A 19,761-nucleotide genomic window follows, 5' to 3' on the forward strand; every position below is an offset into this window, starting at 1 on the left:
AAATTCAAAAAAGTAATTATGAAAATTAACAAAACTATCGGAGCTCTATTCTTCGCTGCTATGGCCTTTCAGAGCTGTAACGATGACAATAATGACGGGCAGGAAACCACTCCTGTCAATCAGAATATTAAAATTGAAAACTTTTCACAGGAACCAGCATTCGTTTATGGAATGACGGGTTTTGAAAATCTGAATATTACGACATTGATTTCCAGTTCCGATGTTCTTTCCGGAACCCCTAATTTTGTGTTTGCAGGTCAGCCGGACGGTATGGGAATTATGAAAGATCCCAGCTCAGATGGTTATTTAATGATCACGAACCACGAGATTACCCAGTCTGTATCAAGAGTTTATTTAGATAAAACATTCAAACCTGTAAAAGGAGAATACATCCTGAACGGGATCGGAGGTATGACCAGATTATGTTCTGCTACCCTTGCCACTCCTGAAACGCATGGTTTCAGCGCATTCCTTACTGCCGGTGAATCCGGTGAAGAAAGTATGGTTCACGCACTTAATCCGTTGGCTTCTGCTTCCCAGGCATCTGACCAGACAAGGGTAAAACCTGCTTTGGGTAAAGCTTCTATGGAAAATGCAGTTCCGCTTCCTAAAGATATTTCAGGTGGAAAAACGTACATCATGATTGGTGAAGATCAGTCTTATTCTTCCTCGCATCAGTCTGCAGGACAGCTGATCATGTATGTTTCAACAACTCAGGGAGATCTTGACAACGGAAAATTATATGCATTAAAGAGAACCAACAACAATTATACGGAAACCGATATGGTGAAAGGAAGTTCTTATGATGTGGAATTCGTAGAAATTTCCAATGCTAAAAATTCAACCGGAGCACAGATCAATCAAAAGAATATTGACAATAACGCGATTCGTTTTTCAAGAGTTGAGGATGTAGATTACAGAAAAGGAGCTGGAAAAGGAAGAGAAATTTATTTTACGGCAACAGGAGAATCTTCAGACGGTGCTACTCCGAAACCGGGATTAACCATGTGGGGAAGAGTGTACAAGCTTGTTCTTAACGAAAACAATATGCTGGCAGGAAAACTGGAAGTGGTTGCAGAAGGAGATTCGAATCCGGGACATAACCTGATCAATCCTGATAACCTTTGTGTAACGGAGAACTTCGTTTACATCCAGGAAGACGGTGATTCTTATTACACAGCCGCCGCTCATGATTCTTATATCTGGCAGCTGAATATCGCTACAAAGCAGTACAAACCTTGGTTGAATATGAAACATAACAGACTGGATACAGCATGGCAGACCGCGTATAACCAATCCGGAACGCTTCAGAAATTTGGTTCATGGGAGTATGGAGCGATGGTTGACATCTCAGACATCATCGGAATTCCGAATACTTTTACAGTAAACATCCACTCTCATACCTGGCAGAAGGATAAGTTTAAAAATGCTGACGGTGCGGGTGTGAATACCAATAAGGAAGGCGGCCAGATCGTCATCATCAGAAACGTAGAGAAATAATTTTAGATATCCCATAAAAAGCCCAAAGTATCAGCGGAAATTTCCGTTGATACTTTTTCATGCCTATGAAAATATTCGTCAAATATCCGGTCCTCGCTGTATTATCCATTGTAGCTGTTCTTTTTGTTCTTTTTCAGTGTAAAACAGACAAACATCAGCCCATCAATGAGGATCTGAGTGCTGTAAAAAGTGAAATAGCCAAAAACAATGCTTCCTTTGAAAAACAGATCAACGAACTCATCGTTCTTGTCTCAAAGAATACCGATGAAAAGACAATCCAGAGAAAATTTGAGGAACTGAGAATTACCTATAAAAAAATGGAATGGGCGGTTGAATATTTCCTGCCGAATTCAGCGCGGTTTATCAACGGTCCTGCCCTTTCTGAAATTGAAATGGACGAGCATACCGAACTGGAACCGGAAGGTCTTCAGGTTCTGGAAGAGCTCTTCTACCCTTACACTCCTGAAAACAAGGAAGAATCCATTAGGTTTCTGAAGAAATTGATCAATAAAAGCAATACCATTAAAACCAACTTTCAGGCAATCTCCATCAGCAAAGATCAGGTTTTCGATGCTGCGAGGCAGGAAATTTTCAGGATTTCAAGTTTAGGAATTTCAAGTTTCGATACGCCTATATCAGGAACATTTTTGAAGGAAATGCCTTATTCTTTAGAAGCTGTTCAACTGACTTTACAGCAGATTTCTACGGATCAGTCAAAAGATAAGACACTGAAAAGTATTAACGAAGCTATTAATTCAGCAATCGTTACCCTGAAAAAAAATACGGACAGAAATACGTTTGACTATGTTAATTTCATTCCGGATCATTTGAATACAATTTCTTCATTACTCCTGGAATTTAAAAAACAGGAAAACATTCCGGACATTGAGGTGACCACTGCTTTAAGTAAAAATGCAGCTACTTTTTTCTCGAAAAATGCTTTCAATCCCAATGCATTTATTCCCGGGAAAGAATTTGCATTCTCTGATGAAAAGGCAGCTTTGGGTAAAAAACTATTTAGCGACAAAATTCTGTCCAACAGCAACAACAGAAGCTGTGCAACCTGTCATAATCCGGAAAAAGCTTTTACAGACGGGCTTGCCAAATCTATGTCGCTTGACCATGCAGAACTGCAGCGAAATACACCTTCCCTGAATTATGCAGGGTTTCAGCACGGACAGTTCTGGGATATGCGAAAAGATGATCTGGAAGGTCAAAGTTCAGATGTCATCTCCAACAAAGAAGAAATGCATGGCGACCTGAATGTTATTTTGGGTAAAATTAATCAGGATCCAATGTATCTTCCGGCATTCAAAAAAATTTATAATACCCCGAAAGCAGAGACCTGGCAACTTCAGAATGTACTGGCAACTTACATCCGTTCTTTAGCAAAATTTAATTCTGATTTTGACCGATATATGAGTGGAAACCGTTCTGCGATGTCGGAAAATCAGAAACAGGGATTCAATCTTTTTGTAGGAAAAGCGCAGTGTGCTTTGTGCCACTTCATTCCTTTGTTTAACGGAACCGTTCCCCCGAATTTCAAAAAAACGGAACAGGAAGTACTGGGAACAGCTGTGAACGGAGAGAATAAAATGTTTGATCAGGATCTGGGAAGAGGAAAATTCCATGAAACGGTGGCCGTATTGCAGCATTCATTTAAAACACCTACCCTGAGAAACATTAGCAAAACAGCTCCCTATATGCATAACGGAGGGTATAAAACCCTGAAAGAGGTGATGAATTTTTATAACAAAGGCGGCGGAAAAGGTTTCGGCCTTAAAGTAGATAATCAGACGCTTTCTGACAGTCCTCTGCAACTGACGGATCAGGAAATAGATAAGATCATCGACTTTATGGGTGCACTGGATGACCAATAAAATGTCTTTATTTTTAAAATCTCCTTTTACTTGATTTTTCTATCTGAAACTTAGATGAAATCAATGTATTAACAAATCATAAAAACTTTCTCAACACAAGAAATATTACTACTTTTGATCTAGTTTTTGCATGAAAAGGTTTTTAGTCTTACTGTATTTATTAATGTCTTTCTTTGGTTACGCCCAATCAAAGATCAGGGTCATTGACGAAACTGACCAAAAACCTATTTCCAACGCCAAAATTTCCTGTGACGGAAAAGTTCTGGGATTTACAGATATCCAGGGCGCATTGGAGTTTAAAGCCTCATGCAGTACTATTGACATTCAGGCAGAAAAATACGAGACCGAAACCGCAGCTGTAGAAGCAGATATGGAAGTTACTCTGCTGAAAAAAGCATCAAAAACTACTGATATTGAAGAAGTCGTTATTGAAGACCGAAGCGATCCCAGAGCGATTGAAATCCTAAAAAAGGTGAACAGGCTTTTTAACGAAAATTCACCGAAGAGTTTAGATTCCTATACGTTCAAATCCTACGAAAAAATGTCTATGGATATTGATCAGGATAGCATTACGCAGTTCAATAAATTCTTTAATGACACCCAGTTTTTCAAGAAAAAAAGAGAAAAAGATTCGTTAAATAATATTTCTGCCAAGCAGATCTTTTCAAAAAGCAAACTCTTCCTGTGGGAAAGAGCTCAGGAGTTTAAATATTCTAAACAATACGGCGAAAAAGTCAATATCCTGGACAATAGAATTTCCGGTCTTAAACAGCCTATCTACGAAATGATCGCCATCCAGCAGAGCAACAGGGACAAAATTCCAAACCAGATCAAGCAGGAAAACAGAGGGCTGTACCGCTTTTTTCTTTCGGATACCATTGAAGTAAGCGGCAGAAAAACCTTTGTGATCCGTTTCCGTGAGGTGAATTACAAAAAACCGGATAAAAGAAGAAAATATAACGGTGCCATCTATGTAGACACCGAGACCTACGGGATTCAAAAGATTGAAAATTTTAGTAAGAACAAAAACGACGGTATCATCACAAGTACCTGGGTTTTCTATAATAATAAATGGTTTCTGTCCCAGGAAAAGGTAAAACTCAGAATGAGCAGAGTGGCCATGGAAGAGGAAAACAAAGGAAAAACGGAAGAACATCCTGAGAAAAAAGATAAAACGAGCTTTGGAACGTATGCTTTCCTGACTTCTACCTATTTTGATTTCAAATCGCCGGTTGAGGAGAATCGTAATGATTTTAAAGGTTATACTTTTTCAGTGAAAAATGCTGACGGACATCTTCTGGATCAATACAGGACAGATCCTCTCACAGAAAGGGAAAAAAACACTTACAAAACGATTGACAGCTTAGGCAGAAAGTATAATATTGACAACAAAGCGAAAATTCTGACGGGTCTTATCAATGGACAGATCAGGGCAGGTATTGTAGATTTTGCCGTAGATGAAATTGTGAATTACAACTTATATGAAGGCTTCAGGCTTGGTTTAAAAGCCAAAATGAATGAAACCTTCAATCCCTATTTCTCTCCGGATTACTATTTTGCCTACGGTTTTAAGGATGATAAATGGAAATACGGAATCGGTCTTGATATGAAGACGACACTGGATAAAAATTCATTTTTCAGAATCGAGTATTATAATGATGTGACAGCATCGGGAGAGTTCTACAGAAGGCTGTGGAATTTCAAGATGCGGATGATGAATTACGGAAATAACATTAACAACGATAAATACTATCATTTCAGAGGAGCATCGGTTTCTTATCTGAATGATGTGACGAATGGACTGACCCTGGTCTTTGCCGCCAAAAGAAATATCGAGGAAGCTAAATTTGATTATGAATTCAGAGGAAAAGGCGGTGAATTTGATAATTTCAATACCTTATTTACTTTAAAATATTCACCGAACTCGACGAATATCATGACGCCTCAGGGAAAATCGATCATCGATCAGAAATATCCTGAGCTGTATTTTAACTACGAGCAAAGCTACAAAGTTTTGGGTGGAGATTTTAATTATACCCGTTTTGATGCCCTGTTTGTCCACAACTTTAAAACAATGCTCGGAACTACCGGATTCAGACTTTATGGAGGAGTCGTATTGGGTGAAGCTCCTATCTGGAAGCATTTTACGATGAACGGACTGGCTTCCCCGAGTAAGGATTTTAATTTTAATCTTACCTCTTACCTTGGTTTTGCAACACTGGAAGGTGGAAAGTATTACAATGATAAATTTATTGCCTACTACTTCACCCACAAACTTCCTTTATACTTCAAAAGTTTCGGGCAGAATATTTCAAGCTTTGATTTTGTATTACGAGGAACCATCGGAGATATGAAGCATCCGGAATACCATGAGTTCAGATTCAGAAAACTGGATCACCTGTATCAGGAAGTGGGTCTTGAATGGAATAATTTTCTGTCAAGCTACTTCAATTTAGGGCTGTTCTACAGAGTCGGATACTATACCACACCCAATTTTAAGCAGAATTTTGCCATTCAGTTTAAGCTGAAACTATTAGAATTTTAAACAACATTTTTAAACATAAAAAACGAAACATGCAGAGAATAGAAATAAAAGCGGAACAGTTTTTTGAATTATTAAGACTGAAAGATACCCCGATGTGGGAAATTTTCGCACAGATGATCGATGGTAATGAAAAGGAAATTATATTTCTTGACCATGAAGATAAAGTCCTTTTTAATTATATCCTTCCGGCCGACAAAGAAAAACTGGAGGAGGACAGAAAGGAGTTTTCAAAACAGTTCTCAGATAAATTGGCTAACTTCAATTAAAAATCTGATGAATAAAAATTACATATTCTCTATACTCAGTATTCTCCTGTTCAGTCTTGGGAATGCTCAAAACTATAAAAAACCGCTGGTTTCTGCCATCAAAGAAACCGATCTCAGAAAAGACATGTATGAACTGGCAGCCGATCAGTTCTGGGGCCGTGAAGCAGGTACTTTAGATGAATTAAAAGTTTCGATGTGGTTGGCCGATAAAGCCAAAGAAGCCGGAATGAAACCCGCTGGTGACAACGGTACATTCTTCCAGTTTTTTGATATGTACAGGCATCAAGTGATTCCTCAAAGCAATCTGAAAATCGGAAACAGTAATCTGAAACTATGGAAAGATTTCCTTGTTGCAGAACCCGTTAATGCCTCAATTGATGCTGAGATTTTATACGCCGGAAATACAGAACCCGAAGAGCTTTCCAAATTAAATATCAAAGGAAAAGTTCTTGCCGTCAATGCCTCCGATAAAAATATCGACAAGGAAATGACACTTTTTGTAAGAAGATATCCCGGTTTTGTAAGGACAAAATATTACAGCAAAGCTCTCGAACTGGGTGCAAAAGCCATAATTTTCATCACCGATGATATTTCTGAGAAAAGCTGGGTTGAAGTTCTTCCTCAAATGACAAGAGGAACCTACGGTGTAGAGGGTCTGAGAGAAAAAATAACAGATAATATTCCTGTTTTATGGATCAAAAGGGAAAATGCAAGCTGGCTAAAAAACAATCCTAAAATGGCACTGAACCTCATCACAGAAACCTATAAATATCCTTCCATAAACATCATCGGAAAAATTGAAGGTACAGATCCTACGCTTAAAGAAGAATACGTTTTGTTAAGCGGTCACCAGGATCATGACGGAATCAGACATCCCGTAAAAAATGACACCATCTATAACGGTGCCGACGATAATGCCAGTACATGCGTTGCAATGCTTGCCATGGCCCGAGCCTATAAAAAGCAACCCGGAAAAAGAAGTATTCTGTTTGTTTTCCACGGAGCGGAAGAAAGAGGATTACTTGGTTCCAGATGGCATGCTGCTCACCCAGTTGTTCCGAAAGAGAAGATCGTAGCTGTACTAAACGGTGATATGATCGGAAGAAACGACAATAATGAAGCCGCTCTTCTGGGAGGAAATGCCCCGCATAAAAACTCTGAGGAATTGGTTAAAATGGCCGAGGATGCCAATAACGAAAGTACAAAATTCAAATACCTGAAAGACTGGGATTCTCCAAATCACGCAGAGTATTTCTACTTTAGAAGTGATCATTTGCCGTATGCAAAAATCGGGATTCCGGCGATCTTTTTCACCAGCGTATTGCACGATCAGTACCACACACCTCAGGATGAATCTGAAAATATCAATTACAAAAAGCTGTATAAAATGACGGAATGGATGTACAGGACATCCTGGAAAGTAGCCAATGAGGCTGAACGTCCGAAAGTGATTTCTAATTTTACGCTTGAGAGATAAATGAAAGTATCGGCGGCCCTGCGGGCCGCCGATACTCTTTTTGAGATTGCGAGGAGCGTAGCGACGAAGCAATCTCAAAAAGAAAGCTTAACCGCTGTCTTAAATAAACCTTATAGGTTTTAAAAACCTATAAGGTTTGTTCCCTGCTATCATAAGTCAAATTATGGAAATGTAGCAATACGTCTACAGCATTTAAATTTTATCGCAGATAAAATCCTCGCACCTTAACAACGTATTGCATGAAAAAAATAGCGTCTTCGCGAAACTCCAACATCATACTCCAAATATTTTATCATATTCTTTTGTCTTGAAACAAAAGAATCAAAAGTTCAAGACCTGGAAACTTCCGCTAAAAATAAACCCTGTTCTCTAAAAATTCTAAAACTTGCGCGGATGTATTATTTCTGCTTCGTTTCAGCTACAGTCCCGCGCTTCGGACAGTAGAATTTTCTTAACGTTCACAGCATTTATTTTCTTAACGCTCCATTTTCCTATGTCAATTTTATCTCAGTTGTAAAAACCAAACTTAAAAAAATCTGTGTCAATCTGCGAAAATCTGTGGTTAAACAAAATCCGCCCTATCTGCGAAATCTGTGAGAAATATATCAAATCCAACAGCATTAAATTTTATCGCAGATAAAATCCTTACGCCTTAACAACACATCGTATGAAAAAAATAGCGTCTTCGCGAAACTCCAACATCATACTCCAAATATTTTATCATATTCTTTTGTCTTGAAACAAAAGAATCAAAAATTCAAGACCTGGAAACTTCCGCTAAAAATAAATCCTGTTCTCTAAAAATTCTAAAACTTGCGCGGATGTATTATTTCTGCTTCGTTTCAGCTACAGTCCCGCGCTTCGGACAGTAGAATTTTTTTAACGTTCACAGCATTTATTTTCTTAACGCTCCATTTTCCTATGTCAGATTGTAAATGTTGCAAAATCGATTCTCCCCAAGCTTTGTAATATATCAGCAGCTTTAAATTTTATCGCAGATAAAATCCTTGCGCCTTAACAACACATCGTATGAAAAAAATAGCGTCCTTGCGAAACCCAACACCATTTCACAGCCCGTTTTAAATAAGCAAATTCATCAAAGACGGATCATTATTCAGGTAATTAACAAAAAAGTCATACTTCTTCATATTATTGAGCAGCGGAGTAAAATCTTCGCTATCCCTCAGTCCGATTCCTAAAACAGCAATCCCTTTCTCTTTAGAATTTTTTTGCGTGTATTCAAAAAAAGTGATGTCATCATTCGGTCCCAAAACATTCATCACAAAAGTTTTTAAGGCTCCCGGACGTTGTGCAAATCTAACGAGGAAATAATGCTTTAAACCCGCATGAAGAAGAGCTTTTTCTTTAATCTCTTCCATTCTCGTAATATCATTATTGCTTCCGCTGATGATACAGATTACATTTTTCCCTTTAATCTGATCTTTATATTTTCCGAGTGCAGCTACAGAAAGAGCTCCGGCAGGCTCTACGACCACAGCATCTTTATTGTAGAGGGAAAGAATGGTTTCGCACACCATTCCTTCATCCACTAAAGCCATATCGTGCAGTACATCTTTACAAAGTTCGAAATTAAGATCTCCTACTTTCTGTACAGCGGCTCCATCTACAAAACGGCTTATTTTTTCAAGAAGCACCGGTTTTCCTTTTTCCAGTGCTTTTTTCATACTTGCCGCTGCAGAAGGTTCCACCCCTATAATCTTCGTATGTGGTGACAGTTCCCGGAATACAGAACAAACACCTGCAGCCAGACCACCACCTCCAACCGGAAGAAAAAGATAATCAATAGGCTCATCCGACTGCTCAAGAATCTCCAGTGCTGCCGTAGCCTGGCCATTAATAATATCCTGATCATCAAACGGGTGAATAAATATTCCATGATTTTCTTTGCAGAACTTCAGTGCGGCATCTTTAGCTTCATCGAAAGTATCCCCGTAAAGCACAATATCAATATCATCCCCTCCAAACATTTTCACCTGTTCCAGCTTTTGTCCCGGCGTGGGCAAAGGCATAAAAATGGTTCCTTTCACTTTCATGGTGCTGCATGCAAAAGCCACTCCCTGAGCATGGTTTCCCGCACTGGCACAAACCACCCCTTTGGCAAGGTTTTCAGGAGACATCACCGCCATTTTATTGTAAGCTCCCCTGATCTTATAGGATCTCACCTGCTGCAGATCTTCTCTTTTAAAGCTAATCTTTGCATTATAAATACCGGAGAGATGATTATTGATCGCCAGAGGAGTTCTTACCACTACATTTCTGAGTCTTTTTGCTGCTTTATAGACATTGTCCAAGACAGAAGGATACGTTTCTTCCATTGTTATTTTTCCTGATTAATTGTTCTCTGGTCTGAGGCTGCGGACTGTCTTTCCGGCTCTCCACATTTCGCTTTCTCTAAGCTCAGTCAGTTCTACTTCCAGTTTTTCTCTGTAATCGTGTTTGCTGTTGCTGTCGATGGAACGCTGGGCTTCATCTCCTTTCGCAACACTCTCGTATAATTCTTCAAATAAAGGAGAAGTGGCGTCTCTGAAACGTTTCCACCAGTCCAGTGCTCCTCTTTGTGCTGTGGTGCTGCAGTTCGCATACATCCAGTCCATTCCGTTTTCTGCCACCAAAGGCATTAATGATTGGGTTAATTCTTCAACGGTTTCGTTAAATGCTTCAGAAGGACTGTGTCCGTTTTTCCTCAATACATCATATTGAGCGGCAAATATTCCTTGTACGGCACCCATCAGGGTTCCTCTTTCTCCCGCAAGGTCACTGAATACTTCTTTTTTAAAGTCTGTTTCAAATAAATAACCACTTCCGATGGCTATTCCCAGTGCAGTCACTCTTTCTCTAGCTTTCCCAGTAGCATCCTGATATACGGCAAAACTACTGTTCAGTCCGCGATCCTGAAGAAACATTCTTCTCAATGATGTTCCTGATCCTTTCGGAGCAACAAGAAATACATCAACCTCAGGCGGAGGAATAATTCCCGTACGTTCATTAAAGGTAATTCCGAAGCCGTGAGAAAAATACAGGGCTTTTCCAGGGGTAAGATGCTGTTTCACTTTTGGCCAGTATTCGATCTGAGCGGCATCACTTAAGAGATAGCAAATAATCGTTCCTTTTTGCAAAGCTTCATCTATTTCGAATAAGGTTTCTCCGGGTACAAATCCATCTGCCACAGCCTTATCCCATGATTTTGAATTTTTTCTCTGGCCCACAATCACATTGATTCCGTTGTCTTTCTGGTTAAGTGCCTGTCCCGGTCCCTGTACGCCATAGCCGATCACTGCTACGATCTCATCTTTTAATACTTCCTGAGCTTTATCTAATGGGAACTCCTCTCTTGTTACTACGTTTTCCTCTACTCCGCCAAAATTCAATTTTGCCATTTTTTTAAATTTTTATATGTTGTTAATGATATTTTTATTATTATTTCTTTGTTTAGCTTGCGTGTGCTGCTACAGTCAGGTATGGATTTTTATGGTAATGAACCTCCAAAACATCTACCTGTTTTTCCATCTGCCGGGTGATCTTCTGTACAGATTCTTCCGTTTCTCTGATGACGATCACAAACTTTTTTACTTTTTCAATATCGGAAGGACCTGCATTAAAATTCACAATGGAAACTCTCCTCCTTGAAAAAATAGCATTGATCCTGCCGATCAGCCCCAGATAATCTTCTGTGTAGGCCGTTATCGTGTATTCTCTGTTTTCTGAATTCATCTTTTTATATTTTATATTATTATGTCTTATTATTAGTCAGTACGATCTCTGAAACACTTTTCCCTTGGGGAATCATAGGAAAAACATTATGCTCTTTCCCAGTCATGACTTCTAACAGGAAAGCGCCCTGATGATGAAGCATTTCACTAAGTCCCGCTTCCAGTTCTTCCCTCTCCACTACTTTTCTTCCCGGGATTTTATATCCTTTAGCTACCTGTACAAAATCCGGACTCTGAATATCTACCGAGGAATATCTTTCTTCATGAAATAATTCCTGCCACTGTCTTACCATTCCCAGATAGCAGTTATTAAGAATTAAAATCTTGATATCCGGCTGATACTGCATCAATGTTCCCAACTCCTGGATATTCATCTGGGCTCCACCATCTCCCATCACCGCGATAACAGGGCGGTTGGTAACTCCATAAGCGGCTCCTATTGCGGCTGGAAGACAGAATCCCATGGTTCCCAATCCTCCGCTCGTAATATTGCTTCTGGAATGTTTAAAGCTTGAATATCTGCAGGTAGCCATTTGGTGCTGCCCTACATCGGTTACAATTACGGCTTCTCCCTGGGTCATTTCGTTTAATTGGCGAATGACTTCTCCCATGGTAATTTCTCCTTCAGAAGGATAGAGTTCGTGGCTGATCAGCTGATTATGCTCAATTTCATAGCAGTCTTTAAACTTTTGCTGCCAATCTCTATGTGCTCCAGGTTCTATCAGCTGTGTCAGAAGGGGTAATGTTTCTTTGCAGTTTCCAAGAATTGGAACCTCAACTTTTACATTTTTATTGATTTCTGCTTTATCAATGTCCAGATGAATGATACTCGCCTGTTTTGCATACTGATCCAGTCTTCCGGTCACACGGTCATCAAAGCGCATTCCCACTGCAATCAGAACATCACATTCATTGGTAAGGATATTGGGACCGTAGTTTCCATGCATTCCTACCATTCCTACAGCCTGTGGATGATCCGTCGGGATAGCACTCATTCCCAAGACCGTCCATGCCACCGGAATTCCTGATTTCTCAGCAAACTGTAAAAATTCTTTCTCAGCTTTTCCCAGCATAATTCCCTGTCCTGCAATGATGAATGGTCTTTTTGCATGATTAATCAGAAAAGAAGCTTTTTCAATAGCGTCCATATGGGGAACAGGATCCGGTCTGTAACTTCTCAAAGAATCACAGGGGGTGTAACCTCTGTTGAACACCTTTTGCAGCTGGGCGTTTTTCGTAACATCAATTAATACCGGGCCAGGTCTTCCAGATCTTGCGATATAGAATGCTTTAGCCAATACTTCGGAAAGTTCATCCGCATCGGTGACCTGATAATTCCACTTGGTAACGGGACTGGTGACATTCATAACATCAATTTCCTGAAATGCATCGGTTCCCAGAAGATGGTCAAAAACCTGTCCCGTAATACAAACAATTGGTGTATTATCCAACAGGGCATCAGCTAATCCTGTTACCAGATTGGTGGCTCCCGGACCACTTGTCGCTAACACCACTCCCACTTCTCCGGATACTCTGGCAAGACCCTGCGCTGCATGGACCGCTCCCTGCTCGTGGCGGACCAGAATATGTTCCAACTGATCTTTATAGTCGTAAAGTGCGTCGTAGATAGGGATAATAGCCCCACCCGGATATCCGAATATGGTTTTTACCCCTTCCTGAAGAAATGCTTCAAGGATGATCCGGCTGCCGCTGATTTCTGTTTCTGTGGATACATTTAGGTTCTTCATTGTCTATTTATTGAGTGATTTCATCTGTTACACAGCCTTCTGCGGCTGATGATACGGTGAGTGCATATTTATACAGCAACCCTTTTTTTACTTTAAGTTCAGGTTTTTGCCATCCTTTTTTTCGCTGTTCGATTTCTTCTTCAGACACTTTGAGCTGTATGGTGTTATTTACTGCGTCGATTTCAATGAGGTCATTGTCCTTTACAAAAGCGATCAGCCCACCTTCATAAGCTTCCGGAGTGATGTGTCCTACTACAAAACCATGGGTTCCACCACTGAATCTACCATCGGTAATTAAAGCTACACTTCCGCCCAGTCCTGCTCCGATCAGCGCGCTGGTAGGTTTCAGCATTTCCGGCATTCCCGGTGCCCCTTTTGGGCCTTCATGACGGATGACAATAACGTCTCCATGCTGAACTCTTCCATTTTCAATCCCTTTGATCAGGTCTTTTTCTCCATCGAATACCCTTGCTTTTCCAGAAAATTTTTCGCCTTCTTTCCCTGTGATTTTCGCAACACTCCCTCTCTCAGCGAGGTTTCCGTACAATATTCTTAAATGTCCAGTTTCTTTGATAGGATTTGATAAAGGTCTGATGATCTTTTGCTTTGTAAAATCAAGACCCGATACATTTTCAAGATTTTCAGCAATGGTTTTTCCGGTAACCGTTAAACAGTCGCCATGCAATAAACCTTCTTCCAGCAAGTATTTCATGACAGCAGGTGTTCCTCCATGGTTATGAAGATCCTGCATCAGGTATTTTCCGCTCGGTTTAAGGTCTGCCAGTACCGGCGTGATGTCGCTCATCTTCTGAAAATCATCCTGAGTCACGGAGACACCTACACTTTTCGCCATTGCTATAAAATGCAGAACGGCATTGGTACTGCCTCCAAGAATAATGATCAGACGAAGCGCATTTTCAAACGCTTTTCGCGTCATGATATCTGAAGGTTTGATATCTCTTTCCAGTAATATTTTAATATACTTTCCTGCCTCCAGACATTCATTCTGCTTTTCATCACTTAATGCAGGATTGGAAGATGAATACGGAAGGCTCATCCCTAAAGCTTCTATGGCCGAAGACATGGTATTGGCCGTATACATTCCCCCGCATGCTCCTGCTCCCGGACAGGAATTTTTAATCACTCCGTTGAAATCTTCTTCTGAAATTTCTCCGGCAATTTTCTTCCCTAAAGCTTCAAAAGCCGAAACAATATTAAGCGGTTCATTTTTATAACATCCCGGCGCGATTGTTCCTCCATAGACCATGATGGACGGTCTGTCCAGTCTTCCCATCGCGATAATGGTTCCCGGCATATTCTTATCACAGCCCGGTAATGCAATGATTCCGTCATAATACTGTGCTCCGCAAATGGCTTCGATACTGTCTGCAATCACATCGCGGCTTACCAGTGAATACCGCATTCCGTCTGTCCCGTTGCTCATCCCGTCGCTTACCCCTATGGTGTTGAATATTAGTCCCGCAAGACCGTGATTCCAGGTTCCTTTTTTAACCACTTTAGCCAGGTCATTGAGGTGCATATTGCAGGTATTTCCGTCATATCCCATACTGGCAATACCGATCTGGGCCTTGTGCATATCTTCTTCTGTAAAGCCTATTCCGTAAAGCATTGCTTTTGCTGCGGGCTGTTCGCTGTTTTGTGTGAATGTTTTTGAATATTTATTTAACATATTATCCTGCATTTGCTGTTCTTATCCTCTCTGTGTGTATCCATAATTTCATTTTTTTTGGAATTCATCACTGAAGCTTTTCTTTAATTTTGGTCCAAAACTACAGCTTGTAATCTCTTTTTTATTTTCATTTTTACGAAAACTACAATATTCAATTGTTTGAAAAACAGATGTATTTAATTGATTACTAGTTATTTAAATTCTTTAAATTTACAATGACAGAACTCTTACCAGTTTCTGATAGGCCTGCTGTACTTTTCCACTTGCCGTATCCTCCCAGATTTTGGTGAAAGGAACATCATCCAAAGAATCCAACGCTACAATTTCAGCGGCCGTACCACAGAAGAAAGCGGCATCAGCTCCTCTCATTTCTTCAGGCTTAAAGAAGGTTTCTTTAACGGGAATATTCAGTTCACTGCATATTTCAAACACCGTCTGTCTTGTGATTCCAGGTAGTATACTTCCTTTTGCAGGCGTAAATAATGTTCCGTCTTTTTCGTAGAATATATTGGCACCTGAGCTTTCAGCTACATTTCCGTTTTCATCAAGTAAGAGGGCTTCGTCATAGCCTTTGTCTTTGGCATCCTGACAAGCCAGAATAGAATTGACGTAATGTCCGCCTACTTTGGCTTCCACTTTAAAAGCATTTGGATTTGGACGCTGAAAACCTGAGGTCATGATTTTCATTTTGTCTGCGAGATAGCCGTTGCTCCATTCCCAGGCAAGCAGGGAGAGGTAGGATTTTTGTCCTTTTGAAAGGGACATATTGGGCGAACAGGTTACCAACGGGCGGATGTAAGCATCTTTGAATCCGTTACGTTCCAAAAGTTCATAGGTAAGATCTGTCAGTTCACTGACTGAATAATCAAACGGGATATACATCATTTCTGCTGATCTTTTCAGTCTTTCGTAATGTTCTTCTGCTTTAAAAATTTTGGTTCCGTATTCGGTATTGTAGGATTTTATGCCTTCAAAAACGGAGTAACCGTAGTGAAGTGACTGTCCGTAGAGATTCATTCCTGCTTCTTCTGCCTTGAGGAAATTTCCATCAAAATACACGATCGTTTTGTCGCTGTAATACATTATTTAGGGTTTTAAAAATTAACAAATGGGTATAAAAAAAGCCCTCTCACGATGTGAGAGGGCTCAAATATGTACAGTCATACTCTATCCTTCTCACCAAAGCAAGGGAATAATAATGACGATAATAATTACTGTTAATAACTGATCCATAATTTCTGAAATAAAAAAAAGCCGCTTCAAAATGAAACGGCTTATATAATTTAAATTAAAATATTTTACAATGCCGCTTCCTTACTGCTGTTTACCACAACAATAATGTTAGAAATGACAATAATATTTTTCTGATTCGTAAAATTCATACTGCAAATGTATTAATTTTTAAATACTGAGCAAGTTTTTTTAACACTTTTTATTTTTTTCGCAAAACTGTCTGATGGTTATTGCGGCTTCTACCACATCATGTACTCTTAAAATTTTAGCGCCCTGCTCCAGAACTTTCCAGTGAAGTTTCTGCGTTTCTTCATTGATTTCCATTGGAGATTTCCCAAGCGGTTTATAGATAAATGATTTCCTGGAAATACCGATCAGTAAAGGAAATTTTCCGAAGCCTAAATACTCAGTTTCACCGATCATTTTCATCTGATCTTCCACTGTTTTTCCGAAACCGAAACCGGGATCGAGGATGATGTCTTTTACTCCTTTTTCGAGAAGCTCATTGGTCTTTTTAGAAAAATAAAGGTTAACTTCCAGAGTAATGTCCTCAAATTTAACTTTGTCATGCATCGTTTCGTAAGATGGATTCACATGCATCAGAATGTAGGGAAGCTTCGTTTCGGCAGCGGCATCAAACATTTTATCGTCATACTGTCCGCCGGAAATGTCATTGATCATGTCAATTCCTTCATTAAAGCCGAATTTTACCGTTTCAGCATAAAACGTATCCAGCGATATCAGGGCTTCAGGAAATTCTTTTTTGATCAGAGAAATCATGTTCCCTATTCTGTCTATTTCCTCTTTGCTGCTCAGAAATTCAGCATTCGGACGTGTGGATTGCGGCCCGATGTCTATGATCTCCGCTCCGTCTTTCAAAAGTTTCTCTGCGTGCTCCAACGCTGATTTTTCACTATTGAATTTCCCACCATCGGAAAAAGAATCCGGGGTAAGATTGAGGATGCCCATGATTTTTGGGATGTCGAGTTCTACCAGCCTTCCGTTGCAGTTGATGGAGTGGAAAGGTTGGAGAGTTTTAGAGTTGGAGGGTTGGAGAGTTTCGGAGTTTGAAAGCATTCTTTGTTTAGGGTTGATAAGTGATACTATTCTGCAAAATTAAGACTTATTGTGGAATGTTGCTAGTTGTCAGTTGCTAGTTGCTAGTTGTCAGTTGCTAGTTGTTAGTTGTTAGTTGCTGGTTTGTTATTCGTTGATAAGAGCTTGCGTAGAAACGAATATTCTTTTAGATAGAAATTAAATTTAGAATCTCTTCATTTTAAAATTTCCTGACAAGAACCAGCAACTGACAACCAGCGACCAACTCTCCTACTCTCAAACCCTCTCACCCCGAATCCCGCACCCCGTGACTCTAAAACCCTCCGACGCTCGAACTCTCCAACTCTCCAACTCAAACCCCAAACTCTGACAAAAATCAATGCCCGATTCCCGCTACCTAAAACCGAATTCGTATATTTGGGAGATTAAGAGAATTTATGTCAAAAACATCAGTACAGTTCGGGAAAGTGATCAGTGAGTGTCGTGATCTTTTCAGTAAAAAATTGCAGGATTACGGCGCAGCATGGAGGGTTTTAAGACCCAGTTCTATTACGGATCAGATTTACATCAAGGTAAACAGGATCCGTACGCTTCAGATGACGGATAAAAAAATGGTAGATGAAAGCGAGGAAGACGAATTCATTGCGATTGTCAACTACTCTATTATCGGACTTATTCAGCTTGAAAAAGGACTTTCTAATGATTTTAACGAAAATAAGGAGGAAGTTTTAAGCCTTTACGATAAGTATTCTAATGATGCACAGGCTTTAATGGAAAGAAAAAATCATGACTACGGTGAAGCGTGGAGGGATATGAGAATTTCTTCCATTACTGATCTTATTTATCAGAAAGTACTGAGAACGAAGCAGATTGAAGACAACCAGGGAAAAACTATTGTTTCTGAAGGTCTGGATGCGAACTATTTCGATATGCTGAATTATGCTGTTTTCTGTCTGATCAAGTTCTCTGAAAAAGAAAATATTTCCGAAACCCAAAAATAAATTACTATGATCAAAGGTTTATTACGCTTTATTATTGCTGTTATCTTTATTCTATCCGGCTTTGTAAAGGCTGTGGATCTGGTAGGATTTTCTTTCAAAATGGAAGAATATTTCGCGCCATCGGTTTTCAATATGCCCTTTCTGGAAAAATTTGCACTTCTGTTCTCGGTCATTGTGGTCGTACTGGAGCTTTTCTTAGGATTTATGCTGTTGCTAAAACTGAAGCTTAAGTTCACACTTTCAGCGTTAATTGCCCTTTGTATCTTCTTTGGGTTTCTTACTTTTTATTCTGCCTATTACAATGTGGTGACGGATTGCGGATGTTTTGGAGACGCTATCAAGTTTACGCCATGGCAGAGTTTTATGAAAGACATTGTGCTTCTTGTCGGTCTTATTATCGTGTTTATCCTTTACAGAAAGGAGTTCCGTAAAAAAGATGTATACAGCAGCGACAATACGAAAGAGCCTTCCGGAAAGTTCAGATATGCTCTTTTAGGACTTTTTTCTGTGATCATGATTTACATTATGGCTCAGGGAATTATGCACGAACCACTGATCGATTTCCGTGATTATAAAATCGGAACGAATATTAAAACTGAAAAGGAAAAAATCAATAAAAATCCTTCTGAATACAAGACTTTTTATTCCCTTAAAAACCAAAAGACGGGAGAAGTTTTAAAGGTAAATCAGGACGATTATATTAAAGAAACAAAATACTGGGCGGAAGGTTCTCCATGGAAAATTGAGGAAGGAAAAAATGAATCTGTTATGACGAAAGAAGGTTATCAATCTGAGATCGTTAAATTCAAAATTGAAGATCCTACAGGGGTAGATCTGACAGACGAAATCATCAATGCACCGAAAGCTGTTCTGGTATTTTCATATCATCCAAAAGAGGTTTCCGCTGATCTTATTCAGAAACTTGAGACTAAAGTGAATACTCAAAAAGGAGCTGTCATCTACGGTGTTTCTACAGATCACAACACCTTTAAAACCATTAAAAATGCCATGATGGACGCGACTGCCATCAAAACTATTGCGAGAAGCAATCCGTTTGTACTCATCCTTGAGAAAGGGAAAATCGTGGACAAGCAGCCCGCGAAAGACTATGTTGATTAGGGTGAATGAGTGAATGGTGAATTGTGAATTTTAAATTAAAACGAATCACAAAACACGAACCTCGAAACCTCGTATCTCGCAACCAAATCAACAGCCAACAATCCAATTTAAACACTAAACTTAAACATACATTAACAAATGCAAAAATCAAATAAATCCATTGCCGGTTATCATCTTTTAATGATTCTTTCTTCTGTAGACGGAGAATTTGCTCCTGAAGAAGGAATGCTGATTCAGCAGTATATGGCAGACGAATTTCCGTTCAGAATGAATCTTGACAATGAACTGGAAACACTGGCTCTTTTGCAGCCTGAAGAATGGAAAGACCACTTTGAATTTCACGCAAGATGTTTCTTTGACGACTCTACGGATGATGAGCGCGTAAAATTTGCACAATTTGCTAAAACCCTGATCAAAGCTGATAACAAAGTGACTGATGAGGAGCATACTTTCTACAGGCTTTTGAAGAATCTGTGGAATTTGGCCTAAACCAGACACCAAAAAACAAAGCATAT

At 39.6% G+C, this 19,761-nt stretch carries 15 protein-coding genes; 8 read left to right on the top strand and 7 right to left on the bottom strand.

Annotated features, from left to right (window positions below):
• Positions 1-18: 18 nt before the first annotated feature.
• The 5 genes from IW22_RS11275 (at position 19) to IW22_RS11295 (ending at position 7,668) form a co-directional block, all read left to right on the top strand.
• Positions 19-1,500 (top strand): hypothetical protein, encoded by a 1,482-nt coding sequence (locus tag IW22_RS11275; RefSeq protein ID WP_034726552.1) that lies wholly within the window; start codon positions 19-21, stop codon positions 1,498-1,500.
• 65 nt (positions 1,501-1,565) lie between these two features.
• Positions 1,566-3,380, top strand: a complete 1,815-nt coding sequence (locus IW22_RS11280; protein WP_034726811.1) for a cytochrome-c peroxidase — start codon at positions 1,566-1,568, stop codon at positions 3,378-3,380.
• Positions 3,381-3,510: 130 nt separating this feature from the next.
• Positions 3,511-5,925, top strand: coding sequence for a hypothetical protein (locus IW22_RS11285; protein WP_034726554.1), 2,415 nt, complete (start codon positions 3,511-3,513; stop codon positions 5,923-5,925).
• A 29-nt stretch (positions 5,926-5,954) separates the two neighbouring features.
• The gene (locus tag IW22_RS11290) at positions 5,955-6,191 is read left to right on the top strand and encodes a hypothetical protein (protein WP_034726556.1); all 237 of its coding nucleotides are present in this window, start codon (positions 5,955-5,957) and stop codon (positions 6,189-6,191) included.
• 7 nt (positions 6,192-6,198) lie between these two features.
• Positions 6,199-7,668, top strand: coding sequence for a M20/M25/M40 family metallo-hydrolase (locus tag IW22_RS11295; RefSeq protein ID WP_034726558.1), 1,470 nt, complete (start codon positions 6,199-6,201; stop codon positions 7,666-7,668).
• A 1,079-nt stretch (positions 7,669-8,747) separates the two neighbouring features.
• Here the strand turns inward: IW22_RS11295 and ilvA are convergent.
• The 7 genes from ilvA to folP form a co-directional block, all read right to left on the bottom strand.
• Positions 8,748-10,004: a threonine ammonia-lyase IlvA gene (gene ilvA / locus IW22_RS11300; protein ID WP_034726561.1), complete on the bottom strand. Its 1,257-nt coding sequence runs from the start codon at positions 10,002-10,004 to the stop codon at positions 8,748-8,750.
• Positions 10,005-10,019: 15 nt separating this feature from the next.
• Positions 10,020-11,066: a ketol-acid reductoisomerase gene (gene ilvC / locus IW22_RS11305; protein ID WP_034726564.1), complete on the bottom strand. Its 1,047-nt coding sequence runs from the start codon at positions 11,064-11,066 to the stop codon at positions 10,020-10,022.
• Between the two features lie 52 nt (positions 11,067-11,118).
• Entirely contained in the window at positions 11,119-11,400 is a 282-nt protein-coding gene (locus IW22_RS11310) for an ACT domain-containing protein (RefSeq protein ID WP_051891199.1), read from the bottom strand.
• A gap of 19 nt (positions 11,401-11,419) precedes the next feature.
• Positions 11,420-13,147 (bottom strand): biosynthetic-type acetolactate synthase large subunit, encoded by a 1,728-nt coding sequence (gene ilvB / locus IW22_RS11315; protein ID WP_034726567.1) that lies wholly within the window; start codon positions 13,145-13,147, stop codon positions 11,420-11,422.
• 7 nt (positions 13,148-13,154) lie between these two features.
• Complete coding sequence (gene ilvD / locus IW22_RS11320; RefSeq protein ID WP_185113579.1) at positions 13,155-14,837, bottom strand: dihydroxy-acid dehydratase; 1,683 nt, start codon at positions 14,835-14,837, stop codon at positions 13,155-13,157.
• A gap of 210 nt (positions 14,838-15,047) precedes the next feature.
• Positions 15,048-15,920 carry a branched-chain-amino-acid transaminase gene (gene ilvE / locus IW22_RS11325; protein WP_034726571.1) on the bottom strand — a complete coding sequence of 291 codons (873 nt, stop codon included), beginning with the start codon at positions 15,918-15,920 and terminating at the stop codon, positions 15,048-15,050.
• Between the two features lie 339 nt (positions 15,921-16,259).
• The gene (gene folP / locus IW22_RS11330; RefSeq protein ID WP_081873941.1) at positions 16,260-17,039 is read right to left on the bottom strand and encodes a dihydropteroate synthase; all 780 of its coding nucleotides are present in this window, start codon (positions 17,037-17,039) and stop codon (positions 16,260-16,262) included.
• 524 nt (positions 17,040-17,563) lie between these two features.
• Between folP and IW22_RS11335 the strand changes: the two genes are divergently transcribed.
• The 3 genes from IW22_RS11335 (at position 17,564) to IW22_RS11345 (ending at position 19,735) form a co-directional block, all read left to right on the top strand.
• The gene (locus tag IW22_RS11335) at positions 17,564-18,127 is read left to right on the top strand and encodes a DUF1599 domain-containing protein (protein WP_034726574.1); all 564 of its coding nucleotides are present in this window, start codon (positions 17,564-17,566) and stop codon (positions 18,125-18,127) included.
• Positions 18,128-18,133: 6 nt separating this feature from the next.
• Complete coding sequence (locus tag IW22_RS11340; RefSeq protein WP_034726577.1) at positions 18,134-19,246, top strand: BT_3928 family protein; 1,113 nt, start codon at positions 18,134-18,136, stop codon at positions 19,244-19,246.
• 138 nt (positions 19,247-19,384) lie between these two features.
• Entirely contained in the window at positions 19,385-19,735 is a 351-nt protein-coding gene (locus IW22_RS11345; protein WP_034726579.1) for a TerB family tellurite resistance protein, read from the top strand.
• Positions 19,736-19,761 lie beyond the last annotated feature (26 nt).

This window comes from Chryseobacterium sp. JM1, assembly GCF_000737715.1.
In the GTDB taxonomy this organism is placed as follows: Bacteria; Bacteroidota; Bacteroidia; order Flavobacteriales; family Weeksellaceae; genus Chryseobacterium.

What these genes read in the sequence shown, in the direction of transcription:
- IW22_RS11335 (WP_034726574.1), top strand. Translation starts at nt 17,564, where the DNA reads ATGTCAAAAACATCAGTACAGTTCGGGAAAGTGATCAGTGAGTGTCGT.
- IW22_RS11345 (WP_034726579.1), top strand. Translation starts at nt 19,385, where the DNA reads ATGCAAAAATCAAATAAATCCATTGCCGGTTATCATCTTTTAATGATT.
- ilvD (WP_185113579.1), bottom strand. Translation starts at nt 14,837, where the DNA reads ATGTTAAATAAATATTCAAAAACATTCACACAAAACAGCGAACAGCCC.
- IW22_RS11340 (WP_034726577.1), top strand. Translation starts at nt 18,134, where the DNA reads ATGATCAAAGGTTTATTACGCTTTATTATTGCTGTTATCTTTATTCTA.
- folP (WP_081873941.1), bottom strand. Translation starts at nt 17,039, where the DNA reads ATGGGCATCCTCAATCTTACCCCGGATTCTTTTTCCGATGGTGGGAAA.
- IW22_RS11290 (WP_034726556.1), top strand. Translation starts at nt 5,955, where the DNA reads ATGCAGAGAATAGAAATAAAAGCGGAACAGTTTTTTGAATTATTAAGA.
- ilvC (WP_034726564.1), bottom strand. Translation starts at nt 11,066, where the DNA reads ATGGCAAAATTGAATTTTGGCGGAGTAGAGGAAAACGTAGTAACAAGA.
- IW22_RS11285 (WP_034726554.1), top strand. Translation starts at nt 3,511, where the DNA reads ATGAAAAGGTTTTTAGTCTTACTGTATTTATTAATGTCTTTCTTTGGT.
- IW22_RS11275 (WP_034726552.1), top strand. Translation starts at nt 19, where the DNA reads ATGAAAATTAACAAAACTATCGGAGCTCTATTCTTCGCTGCTATGGCC.
- ilvB (WP_034726567.1), bottom strand. Translation starts at nt 13,147, where the DNA reads ATGAAGAACCTAAATGTATCCACAGAAACAGAAATCAGCGGCAGCCGG.
- IW22_RS11280 (WP_034726811.1), top strand. Translation starts at nt 1,566, where the DNA reads ATGAAAATATTCGTCAAATATCCGGTCCTCGCTGTATTATCCATTGTA.
- ilvE (WP_034726571.1), bottom strand. Translation starts at nt 15,920, where the DNA reads ATGTATTACAGCGACAAAACGATCGTGTATTTTGATGGAAATTTCCTC.
- ilvA (WP_034726561.1), bottom strand. Translation starts at nt 10,004, where the DNA reads ATGGAAGAAACGTATCCTTCTGTCTTGGACAATGTCTATAAAGCAGCA.
- IW22_RS11310 (WP_051891199.1), bottom strand. Translation starts at nt 11,400, where the DNA reads ATGAATTCAGAAAACAGAGAATACACGATAACGGCCTACACAGAAGAT.
- IW22_RS11295 (WP_034726558.1), top strand. Translation starts at nt 6,199, where the DNA reads ATGAATAAAAATTACATATTCTCTATACTCAGTATTCTCCTGTTCAGT.